This is a genomic window from Pseudomonas sp. SDT291_1_S447 (assembly GCF_054070155.1).
Genome location: NZ_JBSVXS010000145.1, coordinates 1 through 11,318 on the forward strand (window position 1 = coordinate 1; position 11,318 = coordinate 11,318).

General features: G+C 55.4%; 15 protein-coding genes. 3 read left to right on the forward strand and 12 right to left on the reverse strand.

Annotated features, from left to right (window positions below):
* Nucleotides 1-199: 199 nt before the first annotated feature.
* From ACW9IR_RS26175 to ACW9IR_RS26190, 4 genes are all read right to left on the reverse strand, one after another.
* Nucleotides 200-1,663: a PIN-like domain-containing protein gene (locus tag ACW9IR_RS26175; protein WP_457465519.1), complete on the reverse strand. Its 1,464-nt coding sequence runs from the start codon at nucleotides 1,661-1,663 to the stop codon at nucleotides 200-202.
* 35 nt (nucleotides 1,664-1,698) lie between these two features.
* Nucleotides 1,699-2,847: a site-specific integrase gene (locus ACW9IR_RS26180; RefSeq protein ID WP_457465520.1), complete on the reverse strand. Its 1,149-nt coding sequence runs from the start codon at nucleotides 2,845-2,847 to the stop codon at nucleotides 1,699-1,701.
* Nucleotides 2,844-3,056 (reverse strand): DUF4224 domain-containing protein, encoded by a 213-nt coding sequence (locus ACW9IR_RS26185; RefSeq protein ID WP_457465522.1) that lies wholly within the window; start codon nucleotides 3,054-3,056, stop codon nucleotides 2,844-2,846. Before ACW9IR_RS26185 ends, ACW9IR_RS26180 begins: the two co-directional genes overlap by 4 nt.
* A gap of 120 nt (nucleotides 3,057-3,176) precedes the next feature.
* Entirely contained in the window at nucleotides 3,177-3,386 is a 210-nt protein-coding gene (locus ACW9IR_RS26190; protein WP_457465524.1) for a hypothetical protein, read from the reverse strand.
* Nucleotides 3,387-3,406: 20 nt separating this feature from the next.
* On the opposite strand from ACW9IR_RS26190, the gene ACW9IR_RS26195 reads away from it, so the two are divergent.
* Entirely contained in the window at nucleotides 3,407-3,616 is a 210-nt protein-coding gene (locus ACW9IR_RS26195) for a hypothetical protein (protein WP_457465526.1), read from the forward strand.
* Between the two features lie 88 nt (nucleotides 3,617-3,704).
* Here ACW9IR_RS26195 and ACW9IR_RS26200 read toward each other — a convergent pair whose 3' ends face one another.
* From ACW9IR_RS26200 to ACW9IR_RS26220, 5 genes are all read right to left on the reverse strand, one after another.
* A complete protein-coding gene (locus ACW9IR_RS26200) occupies nucleotides 3,705-6,398 on the reverse strand; it encodes a toprim domain-containing protein (RefSeq protein ID WP_457465527.1) in 2,694 nt (897 codons plus the stop codon).
* Complete coding sequence (locus ACW9IR_RS26205; RefSeq protein ID WP_039756488.1) at nucleotides 6,395-6,646, reverse strand: hypothetical protein; 252 nt, start codon at nucleotides 6,644-6,646, stop codon at nucleotides 6,395-6,397. The genes ACW9IR_RS26200 and ACW9IR_RS26205 overlap by 4 nt, the downstream gene beginning before the upstream one ends.
* 74 nt (nucleotides 6,647-6,720) lie before the next feature.
* Entirely contained in the window at nucleotides 6,721-7,086 is a 366-nt protein-coding gene (locus ACW9IR_RS26210; RefSeq protein WP_141126972.1) for a hypothetical protein, read from the reverse strand.
* Entirely contained in the window at nucleotides 7,083-7,556 is a 474-nt protein-coding gene (locus ACW9IR_RS26215; RefSeq protein WP_039756492.1) for a YmfL family putative regulatory protein, read from the reverse strand. Before ACW9IR_RS26215 ends, ACW9IR_RS26210 begins: the two co-directional genes overlap by 4 nt.
* A 29-nt stretch (nucleotides 7,557-7,585) precedes the next feature.
* Nucleotides 7,586-7,786 carry a DNA-binding protein gene (locus ACW9IR_RS26220; protein WP_447807726.1) on the reverse strand — a complete coding sequence of 67 codons (201 nt, stop codon included), beginning with the start codon at nucleotides 7,784-7,786 and terminating at the stop codon, nucleotides 7,586-7,588.
* 103 nt (nucleotides 7,787-7,889) lie between these two features.
* Between ACW9IR_RS26220 and ACW9IR_RS26225 the strand changes: the two genes are divergently transcribed.
* Together ACW9IR_RS26225 and ACW9IR_RS26230 are read left to right on the forward strand one after the other, a co-directional pair.
* Entirely contained in the window at nucleotides 7,890-8,231 is a 342-nt protein-coding gene (locus ACW9IR_RS26225; protein ID WP_457465530.1) for a helix-turn-helix domain-containing protein, read from the forward strand.
* Between the two features lie 101 nt (nucleotides 8,232-8,332).
* Nucleotides 8,333-8,533, forward strand: a complete 201-nt coding sequence (locus tag ACW9IR_RS26230; protein ID WP_457465532.1) for a hypothetical protein — start codon at nucleotides 8,333-8,335, stop codon at nucleotides 8,531-8,533.
* A gap of 46 nt (nucleotides 8,534-8,579) precedes the next feature.
* On the opposite strand, the gene ACW9IR_RS26235 is transcribed toward ACW9IR_RS26230, so the two are convergent.
* The 3 genes from ACW9IR_RS26235 to ACW9IR_RS26245 all read right to left on the reverse strand — a co-directional run.
* Nucleotides 8,580-8,837, reverse strand: coding sequence for an ogr/Delta-like zinc finger family protein (locus ACW9IR_RS26235; RefSeq protein WP_064392752.1), 258 nt, complete (start codon nucleotides 8,835-8,837; stop codon nucleotides 8,580-8,582).
* A gap of 75 nt (nucleotides 8,838-8,912) precedes the next feature.
* Nucleotides 8,913-9,782 (reverse strand): phage portal protein, encoded by an 870-nt coding sequence (locus tag ACW9IR_RS26240; protein WP_457465536.1) that lies wholly within the window; start codon nucleotides 9,780-9,782, stop codon nucleotides 8,913-8,915.
* Nucleotides 9,694-11,318 (reverse strand): terminase large subunit domain-containing protein (locus ACW9IR_RS26245; protein ID WP_457465534.1); only part of this gene is annotated, 1,625 nt, incomplete at its 5' end. The genes ACW9IR_RS26245 and ACW9IR_RS26240, both read right to left, overlap by 89 nt.

Sequence of the window (11,318 nt, forward strand, 5' to 3'; positions counted from 1 at the left end):
TGATTTATATGGTGCCGGCACCAGGAGTCGAACCCGGGACCTACTGATTACAAGTAAGGTGCTTTCAACATTAAAATCAATGGCTTAGGTGGTTTTTTGTTACGTGTGACCATCAATGGAACCTAGCGAAAGCAGTCCCTTAAGATGGTTTGTTACGTGGGGCGCCGGCTCGCGGCATCGTACAGACTGTCACAAATAATTATTCAAGAGAGTCATCTCTAAGGTCTTCAGATCTACGGGGATATCCTCGATGATGCAGGAAAACCTCAAATTCATCCTCATTCGGGAGACCGATATAGACTTCAGCAATCGAATGTAGTCGAAGCATTGCCTCGATTCGTTCTCTTACTACTAGCATTGCTTGGTGCCTCAATAGATAGTCTGCCTCTTTTTCGCTTAAAATGAATATAACTGAAAGCGAGCAAAGCTCCCCTTCCTCAACCTGATAAAGTGCGTTTTGTACTCGCTGCGGAAGTCTTGCATCACGTGCGTATGAAGTTATATCAAGACCTCTGCTTAAGAGATATCCATGCAATCCCTCAGGCTTTTCTTTTATAAATTCTGGAAGTCCGCGCGGGTTATGTTTAAGCTCCGGGACTTTGCGTGATAGCCATGAATAGACTGTCTCATTTTCATATATTCTGCTAGATTTTGTATCTAGCGATGTATCGGGTATAAACTCTCCGTTGGGTGATCGTCTAAACCTAAAGAACTGCCTAGGGTATATGTGGTCAGATTGATTTTGTGCGACTTGCTCGATTTCTGCTACCGATTGCGTAGAAACTTTTGCCTTTGAGTATTTATTAGCGTGCTCAACAAATTGAACCGAAGAATACATCCAAAAAAGCTCTACCCCGCCAGTTCGCGTTATTTCACGCATTAGTTCGGGATGGGGGCCTATGGTTTTACCTTGCTCCCTCCACCACCAGTCCTCCTTGCGGTCGGCCGTGATAAAAAGGACTTTTTTAGTTTTAGACTCTTTAACGTGTTCCAGCAGTTGCTTCCATAGTATTAGATCGCCAAATTTTCTCTGGTATTTAATGTGATCATAGACGAAGCTAGATTCATTCGGGTTTTTGTCTTTTTCTAAGTCGGCGAAGCCAGGTGGGATTTTGTTGCTAAAGCGCTCATCTCCATCTGAGACTAACGCGTCCAATTCGGCTTGGGTCGAAGGTGCTTTTCCGACTCGTCCTTCGAGAAGCTCGTCGAGCTTTTGGCGAATTAGATCCGCAGACGAGACATCGAGTTGAGAGGTGTGTATTTTAGTGATGGCATCAATTAGTTTTTGATTGGATTTTTCAAGTTCATCAAGGAGTGGCTTTGACTCAATGCCAAGACCGCGCTTGTCGATCTGAAGTCCTTCAACCTTATTCTTTACTTGGCCCACAACGCTTTGTGCTGCGGTTAAAGCTTCCTCCGTTGACTTTCGTTCAGAGGCGATTACAGTAAGTCTTCCCCTTTGGAACTCAAGACCTACTTGGTGCGGGATCCAAATGCGGTCTTTCAGAAGTTCTAGAAGTCCGATCAGTTCGTTTCTTGCTAGAGTTGGTAGCCTGTATAGATTCAACAGAACGTTAGTGTCGAGTACGAACAGAGCTTCTTTCCATAGAACTTCATACTGCTCGGGAGTGGGAGCGTAAAAACCTGCGAAGCTGCTCTTCATTGAAAATCCTTCTGTAATTCGGTGCTTTCGTTGTTTTATTCACAAGCGGGGTCGACGATAGGGACACTATAGTCGTAAACATCCATCATTTTTGCGTCTCGATGCCCACTAGCCTCCTGTTTTTCTGCACGTGTGCCTACGGTATCTGTGATGCCGCGCCGTTTCAGATCGTGCAGGGCGAAGCGATCTTCCGGATCGATGTTCCCATCTGCGATCGCTAGAGTGATAAAGCGTTGCCAGGCGGTGTCGAGGCTCGTTTTTCGAAGCGGGCCACCGTGGCTGGCCACGATGATAAAGCGCTTTGACGCCGCGATCGGAATCGGCGTTTTACGGCGCTCCCACACCCTCGCGCGCAACGCCTTCGCGCCTTCCCACACGGTGCGCAGTCGGGGCGTCCATCGGACAATATTGTCCCGACTGCCCTTGCGGCGATTGGTCAAAATCCCTTCCTGTAGTTCGTTCGCGTCCGTGAGCGTCACGACTTCAATGCCGCGAAGTCGGCATAGGTAGGCCAGCTCCATCACGCTGGCCAGGTACTCGGGACAACCGCCAGGCTCGTTACGTGCCAGACGTCCACGCGCCGTTGCGCGATCGATGAGTACGTCCATAACGTTCAACCGTGGCAACCGGCGTTGTTTACGCTCTATCGGCGCTTCGATGCCCAGGGCAGGATTCACCTCAAGGAAACCCCGATTGCGTCCCCACTGCAGCACGCGGCGCAGGTATCGCAGTGCGTGCGCCGCTTTTGAGGGTGTGCCCTCGTCTGCGATTCGATCGACAATGCGTTGCACCAGGGCGGCGGTGAATTTCTTCACGGCGAGATCGCCCAGCGGCTTGCCCAATTTGGTGGGGATGGTCAGCAGAACATCGCGGGAGTAGCAGTAATCGTCGTGGGTTTTGGGAGCTAGTTTTTTGTAACGGTCGCTCAGGTGGAATTGTTCGCACACGTAGCGGAGCGTTCCTCGATCGACGTCGGAAGCCTCGTCCATGATTTGATGGAGTTCTGCCAGCGACACGTCTGCGGGCGCCACGTTTTGGCGGCGCTGCTTTCCGGTCTCGTCCCGATGAAGGGTGTACCAGACACCACTGTCGCGATGGTCGAAGTAAACGGCCGCCGGGAGGGCGGCCTGATCGACATGGGCAGGGATATGGGGGTTGTGCTTACGCTTCCTCGCTCGCCTCATAATATGTCGGTGTCGTACCTTTCAGCGCTGGCCGACGTGACCCCGGCGGCGTGATTAATCAGGTCAAGCGTTGTCCACGGGCCAGTCCGGCCACGGAACAAGCGCACACCCTGGGCGATCAGCGAGCGCTCTACATCGGATCGACGCTGGTAACCGGTGATGTGCTGCAGGTCTTGAAAGGTCAAAACACCTGTTGTTGCTTGGCTCACGGTACAACCCTCGAACCTGTGTGTTCCCGCGTCTGATGACAGACCAGTGTAGAGGCGGGCTCTGCTGAAAGCGTAGTAGAAACCACTGGGTTTGATTCTGGTGCTGCTTGCTCACGGCGTTTAAACATAACGGCGTTCCTTTGCTTTTCTGATTGCAGCCTTTTCGGCCATTACAGCGGCCCATTCCTCAGTCTTTCGATGCTGGCGAATACGGCTGCACTTTTGATGTTTACGGGTAGATCGGGCGTTGCCGCAGATGTCGCAGATGCTCGGCAGATCCAGTCGCTTACTGGCCAATGCCGGCCGCTCCCGAATGCTTTGGTCGTTCATAACCTAGCCCCAGACGATGAATGGCTGGCCAGAAGCTGGGCCACAATGGCGACTTCGGTCGCATCTATATCGCCCTGCTGTTTAGCGAAGGTGGCCAAACACTCAAGGCGGATCCGCGCTTCGTCTGTTTTGGTTATCTGGTAATCGAACAAAGCTGTGCCGACTATCCGGATTGCCATCAGGTGCCGGGCGGATTGAGTGTCGACGTCGCCCTGTGTGTTAGCCTTTGAATCGCTACCGCTGTAGTGCTTTGCTTTCATCGTGTTGCCCTCAGTGGTGGTAGGTGTCGAGGGGCTGCAACCCCTCGACACCACTTCGTTAAGCGCTCTGGAAAATCCAGCAGCGCACGGTTTTCGGTTTGTCTGCAGCGTCCAACTCCCAGGCAGAGCAAACGGTTCTGTTTGTCTCCACGAACTTCGGGCACTTGCTGGTTTTTAGGTGGCGTTTCAGCTCGGTCATGTCCGGGACTTTCTGGCGTTTCTCCGCGGCTTCTTTGGCAAAGTCGTTGAGGTTCACCGCAATCAAACTGTCATTGCGTGAGTGGTTGAGTCCGCCGGCAGCGCTGTTTAGGTATTCGTACAGTTCCCAAAACTCGACGACGACCGGGTGATCAGCATTGATGGCCAGCTGGCGATCCTTGGCCATGTTCTGGATCTCCGCGTGTGTAGCTTCCAACTGATGCTTTTTAAGAGGAACGACGTGCACCAGTGCGTCTACGAGCGCGTGCAGCTGGGCATGATTCTTTGCGATCCGGACGGTGCGAATTTCAGGCAGGGCCAGCAGCGCCTGTTCGTAGGTCGGAACCTTCGCGCGAATGGTCTCCATCACGGAGGACTCCGACGTGGTGGCCTTGAGCAGAAACCCGCTCACGCGGTCGACGGGCATACGCTCAAGTTTTTCAACCAACAGCTTGGTTTGCGGGGTCTGCCCGTCCTTCGTCATGGCGATGTGCACCAGGCGCTGCAGGATCGGTTCAGAGGCGTTCACCGCGTGGTTCTGACCGATGACCACGGCGCCACGGAAGGGCGGTTCGCGGGTGTCGTTACCGTTGTTCTTTACACCGGTTGAGCGAACGCTGCGGCCGTTGTAGGCGGTCTTCAGTTCGTCCCAGTCGTATTGGCGGGTTTGGCTTCCATCTGATTTTTCGCGCTCAGATTCAATCAACACCACCGGCAGATTCCCGACCTGGGCAAAGTTTCGTGCCCGAGCAACTGGCGTGCCTTTAGTGGGGTCAAAACCTTCGTAGTCGAGGCGTCCGCACAACTTCCATAGGAATTCGATCAGGGTGGATTTACCGGCGCCTGGCTCACCGATAATTTCCATGAAGGGGTAACTCTTTTGATGCTGCCGGATCTGCTCGGCGAACAATGAGCCGAACCAGAAGGCGAGGGCGACCAGCCCTTTGGCACCGAAGCATTGCCAAATGATGTCGAGCCATTCGGTGTCGAACTTCTCCAGATCAGTGTTCAGGTTCAAGGTCACTGACTGGCTGAGCGTTTTAATGCTCAAGCGATCCATGTCGAAGAAGTCTTCTTCGTTCAGTTTGAAGATTTTACCGTCGCGTACCGCCACATCGCCGTACACGTATGCGCCGTGTTCGCGGGTGTAGCCCGTGAAGTCGATGGTTTGAACGGTCTTGAGAGCGTCGGTTTGTTCCTCAATGAACGCGTCCAATTGCTGCGTTGTGCCGGTGAACATCCCACCGGGGGCAATGCCCAACAGACGCTTTTTGAACTCGGCCGATGAAGAGATCTGAGCGCTGGTGAATGTGTTTTTAATCGGCGCAGCGTCGTGTGCAAACGTGATCCGGAAGTAATACCAGGACTCGTCTGTGAGCTTGTTTTCCTGGTAGTACAAGGCTTTCGGATTGCAGGTAGCGATGCGCTGCAGCGCGCCGCACTGCTGCATGGCTTTCGCCCGCATCTGTTTGTTGTTCAGCTGCTGATCGTCGTGATGCTCGCTGTCCTCCAGTTCCTGAATGGCCTTGTTGTATTTCTCCAGATCAAGCTTGAACCAATACAGGCGATTGCCGAACTCCAGATGAAATTCGCTTCGACGCTTCCAATCGAACATCACCAGGGCTTTTTCGGTAGCGTTCTCAGCGATCAGCAGCGCGCCGTGATGCCGAGCAATGGTGATGTCTTTTCCAATTTGGGCGTCGCGCTTCTCGCCTTCGTCCAGGAACTGCCAGCGCTGGTGTAAGTCGTTCCAATCGACCTTGCGTTTGTCCCGCTGAGGGATCTGCGCGGCCTCACAGGTAAAGCCCAATTCGCGGGCCATACGTACCCAACGTTTGGTGTAAGCGTGTGCACCTGGTTCGTTGTCCAACGCCCAAACCAGCTTCGGCAGATTGCCGGGGCGTGCTGTGACCAACGCCTGCAGCGAGTCAGCCGGGAAGGCGTTGGATGACATGGCGGACACGGCGGCAATGCCGTGGTGCACCAGGGCGGTGGCGTCAAAGATGCCTTCCACGATCCACACTTCTTTCGCTTCGAGCAGATCCACACAGGGCGGGCACCACCACACCCCCCGGTAGCTTTCACCCGGAGCGAAACGCGCTTTCATCTTTCCGAAGCGTGCCGGCTTGTCGATCAAGCGTTCCCAGTAGCCGCCTTTCTCCAAGGCGAAACGCACTGTCGCGCTGCCTGCGTTGTGCTGAGAGGAGTAGTAGGTGTCTTGCGTGAACCAGCCAGCAATCAACTGGATGTCGAAGCCCCGGCCGAACTCCAGATAGGCGCGGGCTGTGGCCGTTGGTGCACTGTCCGTAGCGGGGGCTCGCTTGCTCCAGTCTTCGAAAAGATCGTCGTAGATCTCCTTGACGTGCATGGTGTGGCCGCACTTTTCAGGGCGACCGCAGATAACCAGCCACGGCTTGTCGTGACGTGAATACAGCTCTTTCTTCCTGCACTTGGGGCATTCACCACCGCGCATGTAGTCGGTGCCGGTACGGTGTTTTAGGCCGTAGTCATTTTCAAGGCGCTGCAGGACGTCGGAGCGGAGATCGTCTCTCATGGTTTTTTCACTGTTTTGAGGCTTTGAGTCAGGGCGCCGGCGAGGGCGCCGATCAGATGTTTTCGAGCGGCCATCACCGGATCGTTCGTGAGGATCGACCCGTGGCGTAGCCCTTCGGGGATCAGGCGGTAATGGTCGGAATACCAAAGGTCATTGAGGCTGAGACGGTACTGCTCGCGCAGGTTGGCCAAGAGCGCTTCGGCCTGCACGGGTGGCAGTTTTGCGTTGATGTTCAGGGCGTTTTCCATCGTCAAACCTCAATTTCGGGCGCAACTCACCCAAACCCACGGGAATGGGGGATCGGGGATTTAGTGGTTAGGTGTTACGGAGTGGTGACGCGGAAACGCCCGTTGTCCGGTGCGTTGAGGATGCGTTCATAAATCAGGCTGACGGGAATGGCCCAAACCTCACCGGTGCCTGTGTCAGTGATAACGGTGTGTGTCGGTGTGCTGGTCATTACATCCAGTCGCTGCCGATCGCTGACAACAGACAAATCGCTGTAGGCCAGGTGAACCATTTTTTCAGCTGTCGGAGTGAGTACGTCGAAGTCCGCGACCAAATGCTGCACAGCTCGTTTGATCAGTTGTTGATCATCGCTCAGATGTTCGCACCGGTGCCGTTCAAGAAACACCGACGCCGCAGCTTTGAGCATGTCCTGATACTCCTGTACTGCAGGCAGATTGTTCATTGGGCTTTCCCTGCGCGGTAAAGAGCTATTGCGGCAAGCACTTCGGCGTGCCGTGCAGCAACGTGGAGGTTGTGAGCGTCCAGAATCAGTTCGGCTTCTTCTTCGCTGATTGAACCGTCCTCCAGCGCCTTGGCGATCGCCTGGTCGACGCAACCGCGTTTTGCCGCTACCTGTAGCGATCGAGCGTATAGCTCGACGTTGTCTAGCGTTTCAGGATCAGCCACTGGAACGAACAACCCGCCGTACATTGAGGCGACGTAGTTGGGGAAGTGGTGAGTTCCGCAGTCCTGCTCAAGCATGAAAACCTGAGAGTCACTCAGAGGACTGCATCCGGCGTTTTCGTAGGCATGGTTGTCGAACTTCTTGAGCTTCAGCCCCAAGCGTGCAGCGGCGGCTTCGCGTCCGCCGGTATAGCTGCGGATGATCTCGCTCATAACTTCTTTGCGGGTGTCTAGGATCGGGCTTTTCATCTTCTACTTTTCCCTGTTGAGTACGGGCACTACTGTTCGATCTCGCCGTCTTTGAGTCCAAGCAGTACGGCGGCGCGATGTGCCTCCCCACGGCGACCTTTTTTGCGACCGTTCAAAAGGTCGCTGACCAAATTCTTGTTCAGTGAGTGTTTTCGACTGAACTCCGCAATGCTTATCCCTCGGCGATCAAGCGCCTCGCGGGCTTGCTCGGGCGTAACTGTGGCGGGCATAGTGTTCGCTCGTGTTGTTTCGTGTTCATGAGCGGCGATTATGATCGTTTATTTGGTCTTGTAAAGGGTTGGAAGATTGAAAAATTGTTCTTCTGAAGGAGAAATGACCAACAGTGCGGGCGAGCGCCTTCGCGAAGAACGAACCCGGCTGGGCTTGAAACAGGAAGATTTGGCAGTCGCCGGCAGCGTCAATCGCAACACCCAAGGCAGTTATGAAAGAGGCGCGAGAAACCCTGATACCGCCTACCTCGCGGCAGTTGCAGGTCTTGGAATTGACGTTCTTTACGTCATTACCGGTAACCGCTTGCCCGAGCCTTTGGGAGAGTTGACCACCGAAGATGAACAGCTGCTGAAGCGATATCGCAGCATTCCGGAGGATGACCAAAAAGCTGTGCGTCGGTTCGTGAAAGCGATGGCCGATGATGCTTTGCGCGCCCAGAATTAACCTGTAACAAATCATGTAAGGCATTCGTCACCTTCCCGTACTAAAGCGGATGCGTGCCCCCAAAACGTCGATTCAGCCATGCACTTTATGGAGTAGTAAGCATGTTGGATCGCATCAAAGTAGAACCTGCCCGCGTTGGATCTTCCGAGTTTGAATGGCTCGGGATGAGCGGAGTGGAGCGCCGTTTAATCAGCCTTTACCGTCAGCTGAGTGAGCAGGAGCAAAAGCAGCTCCGTCGGCTTTTCGAGGTTCTAGCGACAAACCCGGAAGAGTCAGACGGCTCTGAACTTCCGGGCCTCTAATCTAGCGCCGCTGTAGTGATCGCCGGCCATGTGTCGGCGGTTTGTCCTATGCCACCGCCTGCGATCCCAACTGCTCGAAAAGCTCCCGCTGCTTCGCCCTGGGCATTTCGCGCAAGCGATCGATCAGCATCCGTTCGAACGTCTGCGACGACGGACTGAGCGTGTGCGAGAACGTCAGATTTGCCACCCATGTGTGCCCGCACTTTGCGTCTAGGCACTGGCAGTACAGTTTTACAAAGGCTCTGGTTACCTCTTCCCGCGAGGCAATCCGGCCCTTGTGTCCGCAATTGCATACAACTCTCATTGTGTCCCTCCCCAGGGGCAGCTGATCGCCACCATTTTGCCACAATATGCAGTGGTATTCTCTCTGGTGTCCGCGTCATGTAGTGGTATCCACTGCATCTGGCGTAGATTTCCAGCTAAAGCGCCTGTCTTCGCGAAGCGTGTCATTCAATTGGTTGAACAGCTGACAGATCGGCCTGATCTCGTTGCTGGTGTACACGCGATCTATCTTTTCGATGTCCCCGAAACCACCGGTGTTTTCCGGAATGATGCCGGCTAGTGCCGGGTTCATGCGCCATGCAGCGATGACGTCGTTTCGGGTGATGTTCTTAACCTTCTCTAGCTCGTCTTTGGCTTGAAAGTCCCCCACAGGGATGATCTGGATTGCGTTTTCCTTGCCGTTGGGAATGTTCACGAACATCGATCGGAAGTTGCCCACGCCCTTGCTCGCACTGATCTGTGCGCGCAGCTCGTCCTCGTCCTCTTCCGTTAGGTCGGGGTCGTTGGTGTAGAAGATGTAACCGGCGTGCGCGCCGTTGCTGTAGTACCGGCGACGGAACAGAGTTGCGGCCTCGTTGAGCAGCAGCGCCTGCAGGCCTCCCAAGTAGTCAGGAATCCCGTAAATGTTCTGTTCCACGTCGTAGTCCAGGACGTGGGAGATCTCGTGTTGTTCGAACTCCATTTCCTTGTTGTCGGGCAGCAGCATCACGAAACCGCCGTCGACCTTCACCCGCATGTTGATGGCGGGCAGGTGCTGCAGCTCCAGCACTTGGCCGAACGCGTTGGTGTCGTTGTAGAAATACGCTTCGCCAAACACCATGTAGTCCAGCCCGGCGCGCCCCATCGTTTCCGTACTGCAGCCCGCCGAGGGGATGAATTCACGCAGCAGCAGGTTTCGTTTGAACTTGGGAATGGCGCCGTGGTGCGCGTTGGCGCGCAGCAACTTGGCCAGGCCAACCCGGGACACCGGCGGCTTGTAGATCTTGCCGTCGTCGCTGGGGAACACCCCCACGTACTCGCCAATATTGCCGGACAGCACCTGTTCCGGTTCCCCGAACGTAAATGAGCGCATTGGCTGCTGCGGTGGTTGGGCTACGTGTTGCTTTCTGCGTTTGCGGTTGGCCATGGCTGGTCTGGTTACTCGTGACGTAGCGGCTACGACGCCGCTTGTTGGTGTTCAAAGGTTCGTTGGCCAGGGCGTGCATAACCGCCCAGGCAATGTCGGCGTGGCCGGTGGCGTCGGTGCGCGAGGCACTGTAGGTAATCTGGCCGCTGTTGGTGGCGCCGCGCTTGATGGTCAGGAAGGCCTGCGCGATGTCCGTCCAGCCAGCGTCCCACTCGATGCGACTGCCTTGGATCGTGTCCTGGGCTTTCAGCACCAGGGCGTTTTTCGCCTCAAGGCTGTAGTGAATTGGCGTCGCTTTGGCGTAGAAGTCGCGCACCAGGTCGAACACGCCGTAACCCACTCCGGTGACGTCAATGCCGATGTGCTGGACGTTGAAGCGCTCGGTCAGCTTCTTGACCTGTGCAGCCTGGTAGGTGAACGAGTGGCCCCGCCAGCTGTGCTTCTCCAGAATGCGGAACTTCGCCCCGGGTTCGAGTGGCGGCGCGATGACCACGCAGGTGGCGTCGTCGCGGGTGCGGCTCGGGTCGTAGCCCAGCCAGACCGGACTGTTGCCGAACGGCCGATCCAGATCCGGGTTGTAGTCCTCCCACAACGACAGATCCGAGTAGCAACGCTCCAGATCCTTGAGGCTGAATGCGCTTTGCGTGCTGTCGATAAATTTGCAGTAGAACAGCTGCTGAAATTTGTCTTCGTCGTACTCCAGCTGCAGCTGCTCCAGGTCGAACAGATCGCAGCCGCCGGCGATCGCGTCGTCCAGGGTGATTGTCTTGCGCCACTGGCCGTCCGGACACAGCGCGCCCTGAGTGTAGGCCGCTTCGCTGGGCCACACACCGCCGGCCTTCTTGCCGCGTTTGCTGTTGCGGAACTCCTCGCCTGACCAGAATGGATACGCCTGGTGCGACACGGCGCTGGGCGTCGAGAAATAGGTTTTGCGCCATTTCTTGTGTGTGCCCATGGCGCTGGCCACGGTGCTGAGTTTTTCGAAGTCACGGATCCAGAAATATTCGTCCACGTAGACGTGGCCGTGGTAGCCCTGGGCGGTGCTGCTGTTGGTGCTGAGAAAGCGCAGTTCGGCGCCGTTGCTGAGGGTGATCGGGTTTCCCGTAAGCTCGATGCCGAACCACTGCTGTGCAAACTGGATGATGTAGCTGCGGAAAATCTCGGACTGCGATCGGCTGGCAGACAGAAACACCTGGTTGTCACCGCTCAGCACGGCGTCCATGAACGCTTCGCCGGCGAAGTAGTAAGTCAGACCGACCTGGCGGCTTTTGAGGATGTTCCGGACGCGGCGTGTCAGCGGGTTCTGTTTCGCCTCGAACAGCTCTTTCTGGTAGCCGTACATCTTCGAGATGAATTTATCGAGGAAGTCCACTTCGG